This is a genomic window from Hanstruepera ponticola, from assembly GCF_012931685.1.
Classification (GTDB): domain Bacteria; phylum Bacteroidota; class Bacteroidia; order Flavobacteriales; family Flavobacteriaceae; genus Hanstruepera; species Hanstruepera ponticola.
The window spans coordinates 130,715-153,671 of record NZ_JABANC010000001.1; the positions used below are offsets into that span (position 1 = coordinate 130,715).

General features: G+C 33.6%; 22 protein-coding genes. 3 read left to right on the forward strand and 19 right to left on the reverse strand.

Annotation, left to right across the window (positions count from 1 at the left end):
- Nucleotides 1-35: 35 nt before the first annotated feature.
- The 4 genes from HGK31_RS00605 to HGK31_RS00620 all read right to left on the reverse strand — a co-directional run bounded on the left by HGK31_RS00605 (nt 36) and on the right by HGK31_RS00620 (nt 3,525).
- A complete protein-coding gene (locus HGK31_RS00605) occupies nt 36-1,115 on the reverse strand; it encodes a coiled-coil domain-containing protein (RefSeq protein WP_191858065.1) in 1,080 nt (359 codons plus the stop codon).
- 28 nt (nt 1,116-1,143) lie between these two features.
- Nucleotides 1,144-1,923: a hypothetical protein gene (locus tag HGK31_RS00610; RefSeq protein ID WP_191858066.1), complete on the reverse strand. Its 780-nt coding sequence runs from the start codon at nt 1,921-1,923 to the stop codon at nt 1,144-1,146.
- Nucleotides 1,910-2,485: an RNA polymerase sigma factor gene (locus HGK31_RS00615; RefSeq protein WP_233450934.1), complete on the reverse strand. Its 576-nt coding sequence runs from the start codon at nt 2,483-2,485 to the stop codon at nt 1,910-1,912. The genes HGK31_RS00610 and HGK31_RS00615 overlap by 14 nt, the downstream gene beginning before the upstream one ends.
- A gap of 62 nt (nt 2,486-2,547) precedes the next feature.
- Nucleotides 2,548-3,525, reverse strand: a complete 978-nt coding sequence (locus HGK31_RS00620; protein WP_104735799.1) for a polyprenyl synthetase family protein — start codon at nt 3,523-3,525, stop codon at nt 2,548-2,550.
- 154 nt (nt 3,526-3,679) lie between these two features.
- Here HGK31_RS00620 and HGK31_RS00625 point away from each other — a divergent pair, with 154 nt between their 5' ends.
- Nucleotides 3,680-4,609, forward strand: a complete 930-nt coding sequence (locus HGK31_RS00625) for a T9SS type A sorting domain-containing protein (RefSeq protein ID WP_191858067.1) — start codon at nt 3,680-3,682, stop codon at nt 4,607-4,609.
- Nucleotides 4,610-4,664: 55 nt separating this feature from the next.
- Here the strand turns inward: HGK31_RS00625 and rlmN are convergent, their stop codons facing one another.
- The 10 genes from rlmN to HGK31_RS00675 form a co-directional block, all read right to left on the reverse strand.
- On the reverse strand, nt 4,665-5,705 hold the full coding sequence (gene rlmN, locus HGK31_RS00630; protein WP_191858068.1) for a 23S rRNA (adenine(2503)-C(2))-methyltransferase RlmN: 1,041 nt from the start codon (nt 5,703-5,705) through the stop codon (nt 4,665-4,667).
- 64 nt (nt 5,706-5,769) lie between these two features.
- Complete coding sequence (queA, locus tag HGK31_RS00635; protein ID WP_104734673.1) at nt 5,770-6,819, reverse strand: tRNA preQ1(34) S-adenosylmethionine ribosyltransferase-isomerase QueA; 1,050 nt, start codon at nt 6,817-6,819, stop codon at nt 5,770-5,772.
- A gap of 95 nt (nt 6,820-6,914) precedes the next feature.
- Nucleotides 6,915-8,138, reverse strand: coding sequence for a 3-phosphoshikimate 1-carboxyvinyltransferase (locus tag HGK31_RS00640; protein WP_191858069.1), 1,224 nt, complete (start codon nt 8,136-8,138; stop codon nt 6,915-6,917).
- Nucleotides 8,138-8,467, reverse strand: coding sequence for a nucleotide pyrophosphohydrolase (locus tag HGK31_RS00645; RefSeq protein WP_191858875.1), 330 nt, complete (start codon nt 8,465-8,467; stop codon nt 8,138-8,140). Before HGK31_RS00645 ends, HGK31_RS00640 begins: the two co-directional genes overlap by 1 nt.
- Complete coding sequence (gene dtd / locus HGK31_RS00650; protein ID WP_191858070.1) at nt 8,467-8,919, reverse strand: D-aminoacyl-tRNA deacylase; 453 nt, start codon at nt 8,917-8,919, stop codon at nt 8,467-8,469. Before dtd ends, HGK31_RS00645 begins: the two co-directional genes overlap by 1 nt.
- Nucleotides 8,920-8,921: 2 nt before the next feature.
- A complete protein-coding gene (rsgA, locus tag HGK31_RS00655; protein ID WP_191858071.1) occupies nt 8,922-9,872 on the reverse strand; it encodes a ribosome small subunit-dependent GTPase A in 951 nt (316 codons plus the stop codon).
- Nucleotides 9,873-9,893: 21 nt separating this feature from the next.
- Nucleotides 9,894-10,979, reverse strand: a complete 1,086-nt coding sequence (locus HGK31_RS00660; protein WP_191858072.1) for a chorismate mutase — start codon at nt 10,977-10,979, stop codon at nt 9,894-9,896.
- A 9-nt stretch (nt 10,980-10,988) separates the two neighbouring features.
- Entirely contained in the window at nt 10,989-11,840 is an 852-nt protein-coding gene (locus HGK31_RS00665) for a prephenate dehydrogenase (RefSeq protein ID WP_191858073.1), read from the reverse strand.
- Between the two features lie 7 nt (nt 11,841-11,847).
- Nucleotides 11,848-12,990: a pyridoxal phosphate-dependent aminotransferase gene (locus HGK31_RS00670; protein ID WP_191858074.1), complete on the reverse strand. Its 1,143-nt coding sequence runs from the start codon at nt 12,988-12,990 to the stop codon at nt 11,848-11,850.
- The gene (locus tag HGK31_RS00675; protein WP_191858075.1) at nt 12,987-13,814 is read right to left on the reverse strand and encodes a prephenate dehydratase; all 828 of its coding nucleotides are present in this window, start codon (nt 13,812-13,814) and stop codon (nt 12,987-12,989) included. Before HGK31_RS00675 ends, HGK31_RS00670 begins: the two co-directional genes overlap by 4 nt.
- 265 nt (nt 13,815-14,079) lie before the next feature.
- Between HGK31_RS00675 and gldA the strand changes: the two genes are divergently transcribed.
- Nucleotides 14,080-14,976 (forward strand): gliding motility-associated ABC transporter ATP-binding subunit GldA, encoded by an 897-nt coding sequence (gene gldA, locus HGK31_RS00680; RefSeq protein ID WP_191858076.1) that lies wholly within the window; start codon nt 14,080-14,082, stop codon nt 14,974-14,976.
- A gap of 2 nt (nt 14,977-14,978) precedes the next feature.
- The gene (locus HGK31_RS00685) at nt 14,979-15,971 is read left to right on the forward strand and encodes a hypothetical protein (RefSeq protein WP_191858077.1); all 993 of its coding nucleotides are present in this window, start codon (nt 14,979-14,981) and stop codon (nt 15,969-15,971) included.
- Here the strand turns inward: HGK31_RS00685 and HGK31_RS00690 are convergent.
- The 5 genes from HGK31_RS00690 to metH form a co-directional block, all read right to left on the reverse strand.
- Nucleotides 15,958-16,704, reverse strand: a complete 747-nt coding sequence (locus HGK31_RS00690; RefSeq protein ID WP_191858078.1) for a head GIN domain-containing protein — start codon at nt 16,702-16,704, stop codon at nt 15,958-15,960. The two genes, HGK31_RS00685 and HGK31_RS00690, sit on opposite strands and share 14 nt — an antisense overlap.
- 33 nt (nt 16,705-16,737) lie before the next feature.
- Nucleotides 16,738-17,829 carry an acyloxyacyl hydrolase gene (locus HGK31_RS00695; protein WP_191858079.1) on the reverse strand — a complete coding sequence of 364 codons (1,092 nt, stop codon included), beginning with the start codon at nt 17,827-17,829 and terminating at the stop codon, nt 16,738-16,740.
- 41 nt (nt 17,830-17,870) lie between these two features.
- Nucleotides 17,871-19,133 (reverse strand): pyridoxal phosphate-dependent aminotransferase, encoded by a 1,263-nt coding sequence (locus tag HGK31_RS00700; protein WP_191858080.1) that lies wholly within the window; start codon nt 19,131-19,133, stop codon nt 17,871-17,873.
- A 65-nt stretch (nt 19,134-19,198) separates the two neighbouring features.
- Complete coding sequence (gene metF / locus HGK31_RS00705; protein WP_104734688.1) at nt 19,199-20,155, reverse strand: methylenetetrahydrofolate reductase [NAD(P)H]; 957 nt, start codon at nt 20,153-20,155, stop codon at nt 19,199-19,201.
- 80 nt (nt 20,156-20,235) lie between these two features.
- Complete coding sequence (metH, locus tag HGK31_RS00710; RefSeq protein ID WP_191858081.1) at nt 20,236-22,947, reverse strand: methionine synthase; 2,712 nt, start codon at nt 22,945-22,947, stop codon at nt 20,236-20,238.
- Nucleotides 22,948-22,957: the final 10 nt, after the last annotated feature.

The window sequence follows — 22,957 nt, forward strand, 5'->3', positions numbered from 1 at the left end:
TTGAAGCCTTTTTAACCAATTCAATATAATTAACACTAGTCCATATCAAAACGTAAACCTAATGATATGTTGTTTTGATCAATAGCTTGGTCCTTAAATATGGTTGATAAATCATATTTCGCATAAATACCTACATTTCCCCAAGAAATATAACTACTTATTCCATATACAAAGTTATTGGTGTTATAATCCTTAAACTTATCTTTCTGTTTTTGACCATCTTCATCATACTTAAGCTTTTGTAACGATTGAAGAACAAAGCCACCATACCCACCAACACCTATTTTGAATTTCTTATAGGTTGAATATCTAAAATAGTCCTCTCGTTCAATTTTTTTGGAGGGTCCAAATTCAAAATGTATGGGAATCACTAAGTTAGTCGTTCTAAATTTTGATTTTTTTAGATTTAATGGATACTCTTCCAATGTAACCACATCATCAGTTTCAGTAAAATACAAGTTATCTTTTATATCAAGCTTATTCCATTGGAATGACAAACCATACTTAATACGCATGGCGTTAGAATTTTTGAATACTCGCGTTTTCCATGCCCATCCTAACTCAACAAAACCTGAACCTCCAATTTTATATGGTGAATCGTTAAGTGATTGCCCCTCAATAATAGCATTATTAAAACCAATTGCAAATACTAAATCACTTGTTGTACGCCTGTCATACACACGTGGTTTACGCTTATGGTTAGGACCAATATAAATGCTGCCTATATCATATTCATCAGAGTCTTCATTCTTACCAATCTCAAGGACAAAACTTTCCAAATTGGCTCCCGTATCATAATTCACCTGCTCATTTCGCTCCAACAATGCTATCCGGTTATCAATAATAGCCAATCTGTTTTCAATATTAAGCGCATGCTTTTCAGCCAATTCTTTTTTAAGTTCAGTGGCTTCTTCCAAAGTAATTTCGTTATTATCCAAGCGCTCATTAATTGCCTCTACGCCTTTTTTAAGAGCCTCTTTTTCATTGCTCTCTACAAATTCTTTTTGAGATTTTAACTCTTCAATTTTGTCTTTGTTTAAATCTTCTTGCGCAGTAATTTTTTGTACTGCAAATACTAGTACGATGACTACTAGAAATCTGGTAAAATTTTGCATAACTGTTTGTTTTTTTTAATTGATGATTTTAATTATTACGGTCTGCAACCGCTGTTTTTACTTTTTTGAAATTGGTTTTTAAAGCTTCAAAAACTTTATTTTTAAATGATTGATCCAAATCGTTCTCAACATCTTGTAAAAGCGTATTGGCATCTATAGTTTTTGTATTACTTGTTGCTGTAAGTGTCGTTTGAGCTTCATTTAGAAGTTTTTCAATTTCAGAATCCAAATCTGATTGGTTTACAACTACTTTTTCAGTGCTATTTGCAACGGATTCTTGAACTAATTCAAATGTATTTCCTGTCTTTTCAATACCTATTTGTTCGTCATCAAAAGCAGTATTCAAAACATCTTGACTGTTTTGATTTTGAGCCAAATTATTGGTTTTAGCATCCGCTTTAATGCGGTTTTGTCTTTGAGCGGTGTTCTGTGAAACCTTTTTCGAATCTGATGATAATTCATTAGCAGATTCATGATTATTAGAATGATCTGGATGATCTTCTAAAACAGGAGTTTCAACCAGTTTAGTATCTAACTTTTCATTATCAAAAGGAATCTTTTCGCCATCAACTACTTGTGGTATATTTTCATCAATTATGGCTGGTGTATTGAACAACAAGCTATTCGCGACAAATAAAATACCGATAATACTGGCTGCAATGCCAACATACCAAAATAATTTATTTGATTTTTTACTTTCATGCTCATCCAGTTTCTTTGAAAGTGCATCCCATGATTTGGGATTAGGCTTTAAAGTTCGCTTTTCTAACCTATCCTTTATATGTTCTTCAAACTTAATTGGTGCCATAATTCTGACTGTTTAATTCATTAATTTGTTTTTGCAAAACTTGTCTTGCCTTAAACAATTGTGATTTTGAAGTCCCTTCTGAAATGTTTAGTATTTCTGCTATTTCAAAATGTTTATAACCTTCAATAGCATACAGAACAAAAACCATTTTATATCCTTCAGGCAAAGCATCAATTAGACTTTGAATTTCTGCAACTTCCATATTACTCTCAATATCATTAGAAAAATCTTTTGAGGTAATTATGTTCTCTTCGAGGAATTCAACTCGTTTTTGAACTCTTAAAAAAGATATGGACTCTCTAACCATTATTTTTCGTAACCAACCTTCAAAACTACCTTTGTCCTCAAATTTTTTAAGATTGGTAAATGCTTTAAAAAAGCCATTAAGCATAGCTTCTTCGGCTTGTTGCAAATCTTTTATGTAATAACGACAAACACTTAGCATTTTTGGCGCATGAACTTCATAAAGTCTATTTTGCGCATCACGATTTCCCTTTACAGCTTTACTGATAAGTTCGTTGTTATTTTTATAAAGTTGAATAACCTTCAAAATAGCTTTCATTAGACTTTCTATTTATAAAGACGCAATTATGATGCAAATGGTTGCCTGGATATGAAAAAAAATTATTTTTTACGTTCAATCACGTAATTAACCATCAACTTTAAAGATGATTTGTAAGTAGATTCTGGGTAAGTTTCAAGAATATTTAGCGCTTCAGCTTGAAAAGCCTTCATCTTATTAACGGCGTATTCCAATCCATTATTCGCTTTAACAAAAGCAATCACTTCTTTTACTCGTGTTTTATCCTTATTATGATTTTTTATGGAATTAATAAGCCAATTTTTTTCTTTTTTAGAAGCTTGATTGAGAACATGTATTAAAGGTAACGTCATTTTTTGCTCTTTAATGTCTATACCTGTTGGCTTACCAATTTTTTCTTCACCATAATCAAACAAATCATCCTTAATTTGAAATGCCATCCCAATTAACTCTCCAAACTTTCTCATCTTTTCAATATCTGAAGAATCAGGTTTTACAGAAGCAGCACCTAAACTGCAGCACGCTGCAATTAATGTCGCTGTTTTTTGACGAATAATCTCGTAGTATACGGCTTCAGTAATATCTAGTTTTCTAGCTTTCTCAATTTGCAGTAATTCACCTTCGCTCATTTCCCTAACAGCTATTGAAATAATTTTCAATAAATCGAAATCATTATTATCAATAGAAAGTAATAACCCCTTGGACAATAAATAATCACCTACCAAAACAGCTATTTTATTTTTCCACAAAGCATTGATTGAAAAAAATCCACGACGTCTGTTGCTATCGTCGACTACATCATCGTGAACCAATGTCGCTGTATGAATAAGCTCAATAACTGATGCGCCTCGATAAGTTCGTTCGCTTACTTCTCCGTTGGCAACCATTTTGGCTACTAAAAAAACGAACATAGGGCGCATTTGCTTACCCTTTCTATTTACAATGTAGTGTGTAATGCGATTTAACAGAGCCACTTTAGAAGACATTGACAATTGGAACTTTTGCTCGAAAAGTTCCATTTCATAGGCAACAGGCTGCTTTATTTGTTCTACAATTTTCAAAAATGAGATTCTAAAAAACGGATAAACAAACCTACTAAAAAAGCTAGTGATTACATAACTCTTATAAAAATAGTCCTGATTGATATGTTAAAAATTAAAATGAGCAAAAAAAAATTTGTAACTTGATACATATTTAACTCTAAACTAAACATTTATGAAAAAAATTACTTTACTGCTTATATGCTTATCTTTTAGTTTATGCATGTATTCCCAACAAACTATTTCTTTCGAAGCATCAGAAGGTTTTGCACTTGGTGATATTCACAATCAAGTTGGTTGGACTTCCACTGGTTGTGGTGATGGTTGCAATGTTGAAAACCAGGTTATCTCAAATGAGCAGGCATCAGATGGTACTTTAAGTCTAAAAATAGTTCAAGAAACTGCTTTTGCGGGACAGGCCAATCCGGTTGTTGGAGGTTTCTATGATTATGCAGCTCCAATTCCAAACACCATGGCTACTTTTTCGGCTGATTTCTACATTGACACTTTTGATTCAGCCAATACTTCTGATTATTTATTTGGGTTAACAAATTTAACTGAAGGTGCTTTTAGAACTTATATTAGATTTACTTTTGAAGGTGATATTTTTGTGCTAGTTGACGATGGCACTGGTACTGTAGATTTAATCGACACAACAGCTGATTGGACACCTCTAACTTGGTTTAACATGCGAATTGAAATTGATGGAGCCAATGTGGAATTTTATATTAATGATGTTTCAATTTACTCTGGTTTAACTGCAACAGTTGGAGATATTGAAAATGTGAGATTTGTACATGACAACTTTTTAGGATTTGCTTATATGGATAATTTTAGAACTAATGACGAGAACTTATCTGTAGATAATTTTAATAAGAATCAAATTTCTCATTTTTACAATAAGCAAAATGAAAGTTTCAATATTACAGCTTCATCAGCAATAACATCAGTTAAAATTTATGATATATTAGGAAAAAACGTTGTAAATAAAACGACTAACTCCACCTTGGATGTTACTGATTTATCAAATTTCGGAAAAGGTGTTTATCTTGCCCAAATTCAAACTGAACAAGGTATCAAAACTGTAAAATTTGTAAAAAATTAAACTTTTAACAACTTCTATATAATCAAAAAAGAGCTACAATAATGTAGCTCTTTTTTTAACTTTTATTTGCTAATTGCCCGCATGCAGCATCAATATCTTTCCCTCTAGATCGCCTGACAGTAACTGTGATATTATTGCGCTCTAATACTGAAACATAACGATCTATAGCTTCTGAATTAGCTTGCTGAAAAACACCATCGTCAATTGGGTTATACTCAATTAAATTAACCTTACTAGGCGCAAATTTGCAAAACTCCACCAAGGCTTTAATATCTTTATCCTGATCATTAATCCCTTTCCAAACCACATACTCATAGGTAATTCTGTTTTTGGTTTTGGCATACCAATATTCTAGTGCTTCCCTTAAATCTTTAAGCGGGAATGTAGCATTAAATGGCATAATTGAGGTTCTAACCTCATCAATAGCTGAATGTAAGGATACTGCTAATTTAAATTTCACCTCATCATCGGCCATTTTTTTTATCATTTTAGGCACACCCGAAGTTGAGACAACAATCCGTTTCGGAGACATTCCCAAACCTTCTGGAGATGTAATTTTATCAATAGCTTTTAAAACATTATTATAATTCATAAGCGGTTCACCCATTCCCATAAATACAATATTGCTTAAAGGCTTGTTATGATACAACCTACTTTCTTTATCAATGGCAACAACTTGATCAACAATTTCATCAGGATTCAAATTACGCATACGTTTGAGCCTAGCAGTGGCACAAAATTTACAATCTAGGCTACAACCAACTTGACTAGACACACAGGCTGTTGTTCTTTTTTTGGTAGGAATTAATACTGACTCCACAATTAAACCATCATGTAATTTAACCGCATTCTTGATAGTCCCATCACTACTCTTTTGCATGGAATCAACCTTGATATGATTGATAACAAAATTAGCTTCCAACATGGATCTAGTTTCTTTTGAGATGTTAGTCATATCCTCAAAAGAATGTGCAGACTTTTGCCAAAGCCATTCATATACCTGATTACCACGAAAAGCTTTATCACCTTCACTGACGAAGAAATCGCGAAGTTGTTCTTTTGTTAATGCACGTATGTCTTTTTTTTTGTTTTCCATTGAAGCTATAAAATAATATTAGCAACAAAAAAGCCTTGATAAACAAGGCTTTTTAATAACTGTTTTATAAAATCAGCATGGCATCACCATAACTGTAAAACTTATATTTTTCTTTTATGGCTTCATCATAAGCCTTTTTAATAAAATCGTGTCCTGCAAAAGCAGAAGCCATCATTAAAAGAGTTGATTTTGGTGTATGAAAATTAGTAATCATACAATTTGCAATACTGAACTCATAGGGTGGAAATATAAATTTGTTAGACCACCCATCAAATTCATTTAGTGTACCACTTGAGGACACTGAACTTTCAATAGCTCGCATGGCGGTTGTTCCCACTGCGCAAACACGCTTTTTATTTTTTATTGCCGTATTAATGGTATCAACGGCAGGTGTTTTAATAATAATTTCCTCACTGTCCATTTTATGTTTAGACAAATCTTCAACCTCAACTGGATTAAACGTTCCTAAACCTACATGAAGCGTAATTTCCGCAAAATTCACTCCTTTTATTTCCAAACGCTTCAATAAGTGTTTTGAGAAATGTAATCCAGCAGTTGGAGCAGCTACAGCACCTTCATTTTTAGCAAAAATAGTTTGGTATCTATCTTCATCTTCTGGCTCAACTTCCCTTTTAATATACTTTGGTAATGGTGTCTGACCAAGCTCATTTAATTTCACTCTAAAGTCCCTGTAGGAACCATCATATAAAAAACGTAAGGTACGACCTCTAGAGGTTGTATTATCAATGACTTCAGCTACTAACGACTCTTCTTCTCCAAAATACAGTTTGTTACCAATTCTAATTTTACGAGCTGGATCGACCAACACATCCCAAAGACGTTGCTCTTCATTTAACTCTCGTAGTAAAAACACCTCAATCCTTGCACCAGTTTTTTCCTTATTTCCATAAAGTCTTGCTGGGAATACTTTCGTGTTATTTAAAATCATCACATCATCTTCATCAAAATAATCAATTAAATCTTTGAAGTATTTATGTTCTATGGTTTGATCCTTTCTGTTAAGAACCATTAATCGTGCTTCATCTCTATTTTCAGATGGGTATTCGGCTAATAATTCTTCGGGAAGATCAAAATTAAAATGTGATAATTTCATTTGTTGTTATTTATTTAAAATTTATGTGTGTTTTTGTAAAGGCTGCAAATATACAATCTCAAAGTAGGGGTTGTCAAGTATTTAACCAATTATTATTAAGATACTTTTATACCAAGTGCTTTTAAATCATTCCAAAAATCTGGATATGATTTTGAAACGACCTCTGCATCCTTTATAATAATATCAGTTTTAAGACAAAGTGGCGCAAAAGCCATAGCCATTCTGTGGTCATTATAAGTATCTATTTCTACTTGATTGTTTATCTTTTTACTCGACTCTAAACGGAGTGTATTATCTGTTATCTGAACTTGCGCTCCCAATTTCTCTAATTCTATTTTTAGCGCTAGCAATCTATCAGTCTCCTTTATTTTAAGCGTATGAAGACCTTTTAAGGCGCATGCTACTCCTAAAGCGAAGCAAGTTACCACAATTGTCTGTGCGATATCAGGAGCATTCACTAAATTATATTCATATAATTCCTTTGAGGGCTCTTTAGCTTTTTTTAAAACCAGAGAATCATTATCTAAATTTGAGTTCACACCAAAATCATTATAAATAGCTTTTAAAACAGCGTCACCTTGAATACTGTTTTCTTTAAAAGATTTTATTCTAATTTCTGCACCAATAGGACTTAAAGCAATCAAACTATAAAAATAAGAAACTGAAGACCAATCGCTTTCAACCACAACGGTCTTATCCTTAATTATCTCATGATGCCGCACATGAATAATATTGTCTTTAAAAGTAGAATTGACACCCATTTCAGATAATAAACTTAAGGTCATGTTTATGTAAGGTCTAGAAGTAATATGACCCTCTAAAGTCAATTTCAATCCATTTTGAAGTTTTGGTGCTATCAGTAATAAGGCAGAAATATATTGGCTACTAACATCTGCTTTCAAAACAACTTCATTTTTTGAAAGCAGCTTTCCATTTATTTTTAACGGTGGAAATCCTTTGTGTCCTAAATAATCAATATCTGCACCCAATTTTTTTAAGGCGTCCACCAAAATGGCAATAGGTCGTTCTTTCATTCTAGCGGAACCCGTCAAGGTAACATTTCTATCGGGCTGTACAGCAAAATAAGTTGTAAGGAAACGCATAGCTGTACCTGCATGATGCACATCAACAACTTTTAAATCATTTTGGAGTGCCTTTTGCATCACTCTTGAATCATCTGAATTAGAGAGATTCTTTATTTTTAAATTTGGATAAAGCGCCTGTAGCAACAATAATCTATTGGATTCGCTTTTTGAGCCCGTGATTACAACTTGATTTGATTGCTTCGATATAGCCGATTTATGGAGTACGATATCCATTATTTTTTTAGCTTATCATTGTTGTGGTGCCTATCGTGATCACGTTTAGTTTTCTTTGCCATCTTTTTGTCAAAAGCTTCTTGCAAATCAATTCCGGTTTGGTTAGCCAAACATAACACCACAAAAACAACGTCCGCCAATTCTTCTCCTAGGTCTTTATCCCTGTCACTTTCCTTTTCACTCTGTTCACCATAACGCCTTGCAATAATACGTGCCACCTCACCTACTTCTTCAGTTAGTTGTGCCATGTTGGTAAGTTCATTAAAATAACGAACACCATGTTCTTGTATCCACTTATCAACTATTTTTTGCGCGTTTTCTATGTTCATCATTCTCTATTTTTACTGTCAATTATTATAGTCACTGGCCCATCATTCAATAATTCTACTTTCATATCAGCTCCAAACTCACCAGATTGAACCTGTTTACCTAAATCATTTTCTAATTGTTTAATAAATGTCTTATACAACGGAATGGCCACCTCTGGTTTGGCTGCTTTGATATAGCTTGGTCTATTCCCTTTTTTGGTACTAGCATGCAATGTAAACTGACTGACCACAATAATGTCACCATCAGCATCTAAAATAGATGTGTTCATAACACCTTGATTGTCAGGAAAAATACGCATATTAACGATTTTATTGGTCAACCACTTAATGTCATCAATAGTATCTTCATCAACAATACCAAGGAAGATTAAAAGCCCATTTTGAATATTGGCAATTTTCTCATTTTCAACCGTAACGCTTGCTTTTGAAACTCTTTGAATGACTACTTTCATATTTACTCGGTATCCCAATTATCAGTTCGGTAATGCTCATCATCTCCTTCAATGATTTGCACGTAGCTCTTATACCTTGAATAGGCGATTTCATCATTATCAAGTGCTTCCTTTACCGCACATTTTGGTTCATCAATATGAATACAATTATTAAACTTGCAGTCTTGTTTCAAAGCAAAAAATTCTGGAAAATAATCACCCACTTCTTCCTTATCCATATCAACTACACCAAATCCTTTTATGCCTGGTGTATCAATAATTTTAGCACCAAAACTTAAATCAAACATTTCAGCAAAAGTTGTTGTGTGCTGACCTTGCATATGCTGATTGGATATTTCTTTGGTTTTTAAATCTAATGACGGTTCAATGGCATTAACTAGCGTAGACTTCCCAACACCTGAATGACCAGCAAACATGCTTACTTTATCCTTCATTAATGCTTTTACCTTATCAATATTTTTACTCGTTTTAGCAGAAATACCTATACATTCATACCCTATTTTACGATAAACATGTGCTAGGTATTTAACCTCATCTAAAGTATCGCCAAAATACGCATCAATTTTATTAAACAATAAAATTGTTTTAACATCATAGGCTTGTGCCGTAACCAGAAATCGATCAATAAAACTGGTAAACGTTGGTGGGTTATCTATGGTTATCAATAAAAACAACTGATCAATATTAGCTGCTATTATATGGGTTTGCTTTGATAAGTTTACTGATTTTCTAACAATATAGTTCTCACGGTCATGAATAGATTCAATTACTCCAGTTACCTCATCATTCTTGGTTTCCAGTTCAAAATCTACGACATCGCCAACTGCAATAGGATTAGTGCTTTTAATATCTTTTAATCGAAATTTTCCCTTTATTCTACACTGGTATGTTGCACCTAATGCAGTTTTCACGGTGTACCAACTTCCTGTAGATTTATAAACGGTTCCAGTCATTTCTACAAAGATGCTAAATTTCTAATTATCATTAATAATCTTCTCCTGATGATTTATAGATTCTTGATGAACGGCTTTAAAGACTCGCAGAATAAATTCCTCACTCAAGTTTTTTTCTTCACCTTGTAAAATCATTTTTCCTAAAATTTCATTCCAACGTTTTGTTTGTAATACTGCCACATTATGGGCTTTTTTAAGTGTCCCAATCTCATCGGCTACATTCATACGTTTACCAAGAATTTCTATAAGTTGATGATCAATGACATCAATTTGCGTTCTTAACGTATTGATTTTATTCTTGAATTCGGTTGCCTCCCCTGTTTCTTTTCTAATTTTTAAATCGTCCATAAACTGAATAAGGGTATTTGGTGTGATTTGCTGTGCAGCATCACTCCAAGCATTATCAGGATCAAAATGTGTTTCGACCATTAAACCATCATAGTTTAAGTCTAATGCTGTTTGGCACAAATCAAAAATAATATCGCGACGACCAGCAATGTGTGAAGGATCCAATATAAGTGGTAAATCCGGAAAACGATTTTGTAAATCTATTGGTAATTGCCATTCAGGGTTATTTCTGTAACGCGTTTTTTCATAGGTAGAAAACCCTCTGTGGATAACCCCTAAGTTTTTCACATTAGCCGTATAAAATCGTTCAACAGCTCCTAACCATAGTGCTAAATCTGGATTAACTGGGTTTTTAACTAAAACGGTTTTATCTGTGCCTTTTAAGGCTTCAGCTATTTCCTGTACAATAAATGGACTTACCGTCGTTCTAGCGCCAATCCACAAAATATCAACATCATGTTGCAAGGCTAAATCGACATGGTTGGCATTAGCTACCTCGGTAGTGATAAGCATACCTGTTTCTTCTTTTGCTTTTTGCAACCATTTTAGACCTAAAGCACCAACACCTTCAAAATTTCCTGGTCGTGTTCTGGGTTTCCAAATACCAGCTCGCAGTACAGTTGCATCACTATCTTTTAATTGATGAGCAATTTTTAAAACTTGCCCTTCGGTTTCTGCACTACAAGGCCCTGCAATTACCAATGGATGTTCTAATCCAAATTTATCTAACCACGTTCGTAATTCTCTTTTATTTTCCATAGTCTTTTTTTATTCTATTCCGTTTAAAATATCCTTAATATGATTGGTATTCTTCATTTCATTGCGAATCTCTTCAAAATTATCAGCTTTAATAAAATCCTTAAAAGCAGTTAGATTTTGAATATACTCTTCCAAGGTTTCAATGACATTTGCTTTGTTTTGTTTAAATATAGGTGTCCACATTTCTGGTGAGCTTTTTGCCAATCGTACTGTTGAAGCAAAACCACTTCCAGCTAAATCGAAAATATCGCGTTCATTCTTTTCTTTTTCAATTACAGTTTTCCCTAACATAAACGAACTGATATGAGATAAATGGGATACATAAGCAATATGTTTATCATGTGCTTCGGGATTCATATATCGAATACGCATGCCCATAATTTTAAAAATAGACAATGCCCGCTCTTGTAATTTAAATGCCGTTTTTTCCACTTCACATATTATGTTGGTCTTTCCCTTAAATAGGCCTTCCAATGCCGCTTTTGGACCAGAAAATTCGGTTCCGGCAATTGGATGCGTAGCCAAAAAATTTCGACGTTTAGGATGCTGCGCTACACTGTTACATATAGCTACTTTAGTAGAACCTGATTCCATTACTAGCGTGTCATCTGAAACCCTATCCAAAACTTTTGGGAGCAATTCTACTGTGGCATCTACTGGAATGGACACAATGACAATATCGGCTTTGTCCAAGTCGTTAAAATCTGCTTTTTCGTCAATAACTCCAAGTGATATAGCTTCATCTAAATGTTTTACATTACTATCTATGCCGTAAATTATTAAATCGGGGTTAAGCTTTTTGACATCTTTCGCTATACTGCCTCCAATTAATCCAACGCCTATTATGTAAATATTCTTCATACTTCTATTAAATTCTGGCTAATGCTTCTTCTAAATCATCAGTGGTTGCACAAAGTGAAAAACGAATATAGCCTTCACCATTTGACCCAAAAATAGTTCCGGGTGCTACAAAAATGCTCTTGTCTTTTAATAATACATCTATAAATTCCTCAGCTTTAACAAATGCAGGCAATTTGGCCCAAACAAACATCCCTGAACTGTTTTTATCATATGTACAATTAAGTGCATTGGCAATTTTCCACACTATTTCTCGGCGTTGTTCATAGACATTATTTAGACTAACATACCATAATTTAGTGCATTTAAGAGCTTCTACCGCACCTTTTTGAACACCATAAAACATACCAGAATCCATGTTGCTTTTTACTTTTAAAATGGCATTAATGAATTCTGATTTCCCCAATACCATTCCTACACGCCATCCGGCCATATTAAACGTTTTGCTTAATGAATTTAACTCTAAACAAACATCTTTTGCACCTGAAACACCTAATAAACTTTTCGGTTCATTATTGAGAATAAAACTGTAAGGATTATCATTAACAATTAAAATGTTATGCCGTTTTGCAAAAGCCACCAATCTGATAAAAAAGGCTTCATTTGCTTTGGCTCCTGTTGGCATGTGCGGGTAATTAACCCACATGAGTTTAACTTTTGACAAATCTTGATTCTCCAAAGCCTCTATGTCTGGCAACCAATTATTATATTCTATCAAATCGTAATAAACTGGTTTTGCTCCAATAAGCTTAGTAACCGAAGTGTAGGTTGGGTATCCTGGATTTGGGATAAGCACTTCATCTCCTTCATTTAAAAAAGCCATAGAAATGTGCATAATACCTTCTTTACTTCCCATTAATGGTAATACTTCGGTCGATGGACTTAAATACACATCAAACACATCACGATAAAAAGCGACTATTGCTTCACGTAATTCAGGTAAACCTTGATAGCTTTGATATTTATGAGCTTGCTCACCACTTAATCCCTCAACTAAAGCTGAAATTACTTTTTGGGGTGGCATTAAATCTGGGCTACCTATACCTAAATTAATTATGGGCTTACCACTAGCTTTCAAAAAATTAACTTCTCGTAATTTTTTTGAAAAATAGTATTCCTCAACATGTTCTAGTCGTTTTGCAAATTCAATCATGGTTTTGCATTTTTATATTCTCCCAATATCTTAAATTCTTCAGTCATAATTTCCATAATGGTTTTGGCTTTTTCAAAGTTCTTATAATTATCAAAAGTGACATCTATGAAAAAAGCATACTTCCACGGTGTTTCAATTTTAGGAAGTGATTGTATTTTGGTTAAATTTAATTGACAATCACTCATTACATTCAACATAGCCGCTAAACTCCCACGTTTGTGTTCCAATTCAAACTTCAATGACGCCTTATTGATTGCTGATTGCGTAATTTCATGGTTTTCTTTTTTTACAACTACAAATCGGGTTTCATTATGTTTAATGGTTTGAATACTTTCAGAGATAATATTTAAACCATACAATTCAGAAGCTAATTGACTACCCAACGCAGCTATTTTAAAGGTTTTAGTACGTGCAATACGTTTAGCAACTTCAGCCGTATCGGCATCTTCCACTATTTTAATATGTGGATACTGTTTAAAAAATTCTTTGCATTGCAGCAACGCCATTGGGTGCGAATGCACCTCTTCTATATCTTCTATTAATTGATTAGGTAATGCCATTAAATGATGTTGAATATCCAAATAATACTCACCTACAACGTGCAAATTATTAGTATCTAATAATGCATAATTTGGTATAATTGAACCTGCAATTGAATTCTCTAATGCCATGACAACAGCATCTACATCATCACACAAGAGACTTTGGACTGTTTTATCAAAAGTCAGATACTCACGTATATTAATGTGATCACCAAAATAGTTATTGGCAACAATATGGTGAAATGAGCCTTTTACGCCTTGTATAGCAACCGATTTAATCATATAAAAAAAAAGTCCCGATTTTCATCGAGACTTATAGTTATAGTTTATATTAAAATTACACATACAACGTCTCGTTTCCTTTGCTAAAAAAGAAATAGTACCAGTTATAATATGTAAAATTTGTATTTGCGTTCATAATTGAATAGCTAAAGTAATTAATAAAATGAAAAAACAAAATCATTTTCAAAATCTTTTGAAAAGATAACGTTTTCGTTATTGGTTCGCCTAAAAAATAAATCCTATTTTTGAAAAGCAAATAGGAATTATGTCTATATCAGTAGAAAATATCAGTAAGCTTTATGGCGAGCAAAAAGCGCTTAATAATATATCGTTTAAGGTAAATAAGCCAGAAATTGTTGGCTTTTTGGGACCTAATGGAGCTGGGAAGTCAACTATGATGAAAATATTGACGACTTATATTGAACCAACTGAAGGAGAAGCCAAGGTTAATGATTTTGATATTGCTTTACAAAAACAACAGGTCCAACTGAGTGTAGGTTATCTACCAGAGCACAACCCCTTGTATTTAGAACAATATGTAAGAGAATATTTAGCATTTAATGCACAAGTTTATGGCGTAAACAAAACACGAATTGAAGAGGTTATTGAATTAACAGGATTGACTCCTGAAGCCCATAAAAAAATTGGGCAACTTTCTAAAGGTTATAGGCAACGTGTTGGGCTGGCCAATGCCCTATTGCATAATCCGGATGTTCTTATTTTAGATGAACCAACAACTGGATTGGATCCAAACCAATTGGTTGATATTAGGAATTTAATTAAGTCTATTGGTAAAGAAAAAACCGTGTTTTTATCAACCCACATTATGCAAGAAGTTGAGGCCATGTGCGACCGCGTCATCATTATTAATAAAGGTGAAATTGTTGCCAACAAAACACTTAAAGAATTACGAGACGATAAGGAACAAGTCGTTGTGGTTGAATTTGATTATCGCGTGGAAGATGCCTTTTTATTAAAACTTCCAAAAGTTAAGCAAGTGGTAAATACGCATGACTTTGTTTACGAAATCACCTTTACAACAACTGATGATATGCGTTCTCATGTTTTTGATTTTGCACATGATAATCAGTTAAAAATTCTTCAACTGAATCAAAAAAATGCTAGTTTGGAAAGTATGTTTAGGGAGTTGACAAACCAATAGCCATGAAAAACACAATTTTAATTATTGTTATTTTATTGTTTTTTGTCAATTGCAATCGTACTAATAAAACTTCTCAAAACCTTAATAGAACATATCCGAAGTATTATTTAAATGTTGATAGTGTTGAAATCATCGAAGTAAATAAGACTAATGCCTTAAGATACATTTTAAAAGATTCGCTTGAAATTGAACTGAAGCCAAAATCAATCTCCTACTTTCCAAACACTCTTGATAGCCTACAATTAATTAGTGATTCAAAAGTTTATAAAAGAATTGAGCTCAATACCGAAGAGGATATAAATTTTGAGAAGAATAGTTTTTGGACAGGCCATTTAAAAGATAACTCTCAATATTGGATTCATTATTCTGAAATTCAAAATATTGACGACCATGAAAATAAAATGCCTTATAAAGCTTGTTTTGGTTACATTAACTTTTTAGAAAGCGCTGATACATTATTATATGGAGGACACAGAGATTACTATAATTTTAAACTATTTAATAAGTTTAGATTTGCTGAAATTGGCCCATCTGTCCCTACATTATGCTTAATAAGTAAATGGAGTGAAGACTCTATCAGTATTATTCCTGTCGAATCTTATTCAGGCAATAAAAGTATAAAGCTCTATTTTTTAGAAAAATATAATACACACTATAAAACGTTTCATATTGGTAATTGGGAGCTTAAAGAAGGTGAAGTTTGTATTGAAAAAGATGGTTTTATTGGAACAAATTTAGAAATTAGTAAAGAATATTTAATTTTCTCAAATAAATCAGAAAGTTTGTCAAAAATCAAATATAATTTAGGTTTAGATTCTAAATTTTTAGAAATAACTAAATCAAGTTATTACAACCAAAATGATTTCGCAAGAATTTCTTCTATTAAAATTTTAAAGAATAACTCTGAAATATTAAAACTAAAGCTAGATTATAACGGTGGAGCTTGCTCAAAATCAGACACATTAACCTATATAAAAAAAATCAGTCAAAAATAAGCCCTCCAGTATACAACTGTTCAACCTCAACCGTTGGTGGTCTATTAACCGAAATCAAATCACCAGTGCCAACCAGTTCACCACTCAAAGATTGTTGCGGATTAACTATCATATCATTACTTCCCCTATGGTAAACATCGACCGTTTGTGCCATTAAGTTAGCACCTTCAAATCGTCCAGCACCAGAATAAAATTGAACTGTTAGATTATTGGTTTCACCGGAAATATAGAATGAAGAAATATTATTAGATACAACACGTAAATTGTTAGTATTGACTTCTAAATTAAAATCACCAATAGTAAACGATCCGGCTGCATTAAAATCTTCGGATAACAAATTTAATGTATCATAATTTAATACACCATCAGACTTTACGGTGTATTGTGAAGATGTTCTAATGGTTCTAATATTGGGAGCAGACACAAACACTTTGGTAATGCCATAATCACGAACATAATTACACGTATTGTTATCTATTAATTGTAATTCATCACCTACTACTTTTGCTTCTACATCATTCAATAAGTACTCTCCTGTTTGAATTATAACTTGATATTCTGGAGCTTCTTTAATAATTAATTCTACATCACGATTAACAAGAATTTTTTCAAAATCAGTAACGGGTATTACTTGTTGAATAATGGTACCTGCATTTTGAAAACAATCATTAGCGCTTTCTTTGCTACAGGACGCAACACTAATCATGATTAATATGTACAAAATTTTCTTCATAATAGATTCCTGCCTTCGCAGAAATGACAAAATTTATAATCTAATACCTACACCAAATTCAACGGCTTCTGCTTTAGCGCCATGAGACTTTAATGTCAAAGCACCAAACCACTTATCTCCAAAATAACGTTTTAATCCCACACGGAAATACGTTCTACCTTCAAAATCAAACGGATAATACACATAATAACCCAATTGAGTTAAAACAGACATTTTATTAATAAATAATTCATGACCTACAAACAATCCTACTCTTTTGTAATCTTCATCTCCAGATACATTTTCTTCAGGAAATGCTACTGATTGGTAATAAATCAATTCATCTAAAAATTTAGAGAAAAAAGCATCAACACCAAATTGTACTGCACTTTTATGACTCAAGCGTTTATCGGCATATGCCGAAAGAATATAAAATGGAAATTGCCCACTACCAACAACATCACTTTCGTTCACGCCACTTCTAAATACCACATTATATTTGATACGTTCGGTAAACTTTTCTTTGGTAATGGTTTTAATGTATTCAGCATCTTCTTCGTCTAAATTATAGGTCACACCAACATTAAAAGTTATGGAATTCACACTGGTGTTTGGCGCCTTAACATTGGCATTACTATAGTGAATTAAGCTCAATCCTGCCTGCAAACCAAACTTATCAAAAATGCGTTCCTTTTTATAATTCAACATCAAATAGGTACTACTTAACAAAGTAGAACCAAAGGCAATATTTTTATGGTTATCAATTTTATCATAAGGATTTGTAGTATATGCCAAACCCTGTCCAATACGAAACATCAAGTTTCGTTTAAAAAAATAGAAATTATAATGTGCGTACAACGAATAATTATTACCAAGAACCTCATTTTTTAAATTCTGATAAGCAAACGACACGCCATAATCGGGATAGCCATATCGCTGTTCCCAATCTTGATTACCAAAGGTTTTTTTATTCCAACTTAAAATAAAGCCTTCTGGGTGCCCTTTTATTAAATGTAAAATGTCATTATTATGAAGCGCAATATTGCCTTTAAAGTAATTAAGGTCAATGTAGGTGTTTGACTGCTTTTCTTGCGAAAAAGCTAATGAAATCAAACAACAAAAAAGAAATGCTAAATAATGCCTCATGAAATAGGTTGTGGCGCAAATGTATATAAATTATTAAACAGTTATTTGTTAAGTTTCAATAAGGCTGTTTCTAATAATTCAAAAATGGTATTGATGTCTTCTTTTCTGACTGTTCCAACCGACAACCTAAACCAATTGGAATCTGTTGATGTTCCAAAGGCATAGAATGGCACAATAGCTAATTTGGCTTCATTCAATAAATAACTTGTCACCTCTTGAATGGTATTCAACTTCAAACCATCTTTAGTTGACTTTCCAATTAAATCAAATTGAACTGTCAAGTACAATGCGGCTTGAGGTTCTATTGCCTTAACTGAAAATCCTTTTTTCTGAAGTTTATTAAATCCTTCATAAAAAGTCACTAAACGTTCATGCAGTTCAGATTTAATGTGTGTTAAATATGATGAAACAGGTTTTTCTTGTTTTAAATAAGATGCCGTAGCCAACTGTTCTGCTTTTGGAGACCAAGCCCCAATATGACTTAACAAAGCTTTCATTTTATTTATTACATGACTTGGTCCAAATGCCCAGCCCACACGAACACCAGTTGCAGCAAACGCTTTGGATATGCCATCAATAAAAATGGTGTAGTCACGAACTTCAGGAACTAATTCCACAGGATTATAATGCACGGTATCACCATAAGTTAGCTGCCAGTATATCTGATCATAAAGTACATATAACGGTTTCTCATTTAGTGATGCTCTTCGCTTATTTTCTTCAACAACTAGTTGTGATATTTCTGTTAATGCTTCTTTATCAAATGTCGTTCCTGTTGGGTTTAATGGCGAACAAAGTGCTATTAAATTAACCAACTGAATATGTGGTTTGATATCTTCAACAGTTGGCATAAATTTGTTTTCTGGCTTGGTCTCAATAATCACAGCCTTGTTTCTGGACAAATATGTATAGGCATCATTGTTCCAAGAAGGTACAGGATATAAAACAGTATCATCAAGATCTAAAATAGTTTGATAAACAGCGTAAATTAATGGTCGTGCTCCTCCAGATATTAAAATTTCATCTTTAGAATAATCCAACTTAAGATTTTTGGAGAGATAATCTGAAACACTAAAGCGTAAGGATTCCATGCCATTAGCCACAGGATAATTTGTTTGATTATCGTGATAAGCGTTTACAATTTCTTGCTTAAGCTCATCAGGTATCGGAAATATATTGGCATCAAAATCACCAATGGTTTGGTTATAGATAGTCTCACCTTGGGCTTTAAGTGCATTAACTTCTCCTGCAATTTTTATGATTTCTGAACCTTTTAATCCTTCAGCTAGTTTAGATGTTTTCATTACCCCGACTTTTTTTGCAAAAATACACTTTCTGAACCTATTTCTGCAATGCCTAACTTCTTTTATTAAAACACCTCTTGCGCAATGGTTTTTATATTATCACTTTTTCCCATGGAATAATAATGTAACACAGGTATGCCAGCTTTTTGAAGTTCTTTGGATTGCTGAATACACCACTCAATTCCAACTTGAGCGACTTGGCTATTGTCTTGACATTTTATTATCTCTAAAATCAACGTTTCAGGTAAATCCACATGAAAGCGATGCGGAATTAAGTTTAGTTGTTTTTTAGTGGCAATTGGTTTTAACCCAGGAATGATTGGCACTGTAATACCTTCTTTTCTGCATTTTTCAACAAACTTGAAATATTTATCGTTATCGAAAAACATTTGGGTAACAATGTATTCAGCACCTTTTTTTATTTTCTTTTTCAAAAAATGAATATCGCTATCTAAACTAGGCGCTTCTGCATGCTTTTCTGGATAGGCTGCAACACCTACGCAAAAATCGGTTTTAGAAGAATTTAAAAGATCTTCGTCTAAATAGTTCCCTTGGTTTAATTCCTGAATTTGATTTACCAAATCGCTGGCATAGGCGTGTCCCTCTTTTTCTGGTTTGAAATAGGTTTCCGTTTTAACAGCATCACCTCGTAAAGCCATCACATTTTGAATGCCTAAAAAATCTAAATCAATTAAGAAATTTTCAGTATCCTCTTTAGTGAAGCCGCCACATAAAATATGGGGAATGGCATCAACACCATATTTATTTTGAATAGCTGCACAAATACCAACCGTTCCAGGACGCTTTTTTACGACTTGCTTTTTTAATAAACCATTTTCAAGTTCTTTGTAAACATATTCTTCTCTATGATAGGTAACATCAATAAATGGCGGTTTAAATTCCATTAATGGATCTATATTATCAAAAATTGATTGTACATGTTGCCCTTTTAATGGAGGTAAAATTTCAAATGAAAACTGGGTGTTTCCGTTGGCTTGTTTGATATGTTCTGTTACTTTCATATTAATGCCTGCGAAAGCAGGTATCTTTTGTTAATTTAATATTGTCTTTTAATAGATTCCTGCCTGCGCAGGAATGACAGTTATTCTACCAAATTTGGCCTTAACCATTTTCTCGCTTCTTCATTACTAATTCCTCTTCGTTTTGCGTAATCTTTTAATTGGTCTTGAGTTATTTTTCCTAAACCAAAATATCTGGCTTCTTTATTGCCAAAATAATAACCGCTAACACTTGCGGCAGGCCACATGGCTAAATTATCGGTGAGTTCTACACCAATATTCTGTTTGACATTTAATAATTTCCAAATGGTCTTCTTTTCTAAATGATCAGGACATGCTGGATAGCCAGGTGCCGGACGAATTCCTTTATAACTCTCAGCAATCAACTCTTCATTGCTTAAATTTTCTTCGGAAGCATAACCCCAATAATTGGTTCTGACTTCTTTGTGCAAATACTCTGCAAAAGCTTCTGCCAATCGGTCTGCTAAAGCTTTTATCATTATGGCGTTATAATCATCATGGTTTTTTTCAAACTCGGCAGCCAACTCTGAAGTTCCAAAACCTGTACTCACGCAAAAACAACCTATATAATCCTGTTTACCTGTGTCTTTTGGAGCAATAAAATCGGCTAATGCATAGTTAGGCAAACCTTCACGCTTGTCTAATTGTTGGCGTAAGGTTAGAAACTTGTATTTGGTTGTTGGTGTTTGGTTAGATACTGAATCAAGTTCAGCATGACAATCTTCAATTGCCACCTCAATATCATCATCATGAATGGTGTTTGCTGGAAATAGCCCAAAAACGGCTTTAGCTGAAAGTAGTTTTTCATCAAAAATGCGTTGAAGCAATGCTTTGGCATCTTTAAATAATTCCGATGCTTGTTCTCCTACTATGTCTTCGGTTAAAATATCAGGATATTTTCCGTGCAAATCCCAACTTCTAAAAAATGGACTCCAGTCGATATATGGTTCTAGTTTTTTGATATCAAATGTATCAATAACCTGAATTCCTAAATGGTTTGGCTTTACAATTTCTACTGTGTCCCAATCAATTTTAAACTTGCGTTTGCGGGCATCTTCAATAGTACAATAGTCTTTTTGTTTACCGCGTTTTAAAAACTGCTCACGAAACTTATCATATTCATTTCTAATTTGCGCTTTATAAACTTTATTATCCCTCTGCAATAAATTACCAACGATGGTTACCGCTCTTGAAGCATCATTTACATGCACAACAGTATTTGAATAATTAGGAGCGATTTTCACCGCCGAATGCGCTCTAGATGTTGTTGCACCACCTATAAGTAATGGTACTGCGATGTTTTTCTTTTCCATTTCTTTAGACACGTAAACCATTTCATCAAGCGAAGGTGTTATTAGTCCACTCAAACCAATGATATCTACATTTTCCTTGATAGCTGTTTCAATGATTTTTTCAGGCGGAACCATCACACCTAAATCGATAATTTCATAGTTATTACAACCCAAAACAACGCTTACTATATTTTTACCAATATCGTGAACATCACCTTTTACTGTTGCCAATAACACGCGACCAGCAAATTCTTGTTTTCCGTCTTTTTCAGCCTCAATAAAAGGCTGTAAATAAGCTACTGCTTTTTTCATCACACGTGCTGATTTCACAACTTGAGGTAAGAACATTTTTCCGCTTCCAAACAAATCGCCAACCACATTCATCCCAATCATTAAATGACCTTCTATAACCTCAATAGGTTTTTCGCTTTCCTGTCTGGCCTGCTCTACATCTTCAATAATAAACGTATCGATGCCTTTTACCAAACTGTGAGTAATACGTTCTTGAAGCGATTCATTTCGCCATTCTAAAACTTTGGCTGCATCTTCTTTTTTATCACCTTTAACGGTTTCAGCAAAGTCCAAAAGTCGTTCGGTAGCATCATCACGTCTATCGAAAAGCACGTCTTCAACATGTTCTAATAAATCCTTCGGAATTTCATCATAGACCTCTAACATGGTTGGGTTTACAATCCCTATAGTCATACCATGCTGAATAGCATGATATAAAAATGCCGAGTTTATGGCCTCACGAACAACATTGTTTCCACGAAACGAAAAAGAGACATTACTGACACCACCCGAAACATTGGCATAAGGTAAATTTTCACGAATCCATTTGGTCGCGTTGAAAAAATCGAGCGCATTTAAACGATGCTCATCCATTCCTGTTGCCACTGGGAAAATATTGGGATCAAAAATGATGTCTTCTGGCGGGAAACCAACAACATCTACCAATATTTTATAAGAACGTTCACAAATTTCAATTCTTCGCTCATATGTATCGGCTTGCCCATCTTCATCAAACGCCATCACAATGACTGCTGCTCCATAACGTTTTACCAATTTTGCCTGACGAATAAATTCGGCTTCGCCTTCTTTAAGGCTAATAGAGTTCACTACCGATTTCCCTTGTACAACTTGCAAACCAGCTTCAATGATTTCCCATTTAGAGCTATCTATCATAATTGGTAATCGTGCAATATCAGGTTCTGATGCAATAAGGTTTAAGAAAGTAACCATGGCTTGTTTTCCATCAAGCATGCCTTCGTCCATGTTCACATCAATAATTTGCGCACCACCTTCTACTTGATCGCGTGCAACATCTAATGCTTCTTCAAATTTCTCTTCTTTTATCAACCGTAAGAACTTACGCGAACCCGTAACATTGGTACGTTCACCAACATTAATAAAATTACTTTCTGGCGTAACAATTAAAGGCTCAAGCCCTGATAGTTTTAAGTATCTAGTTTTTTTATCCATACACATATTA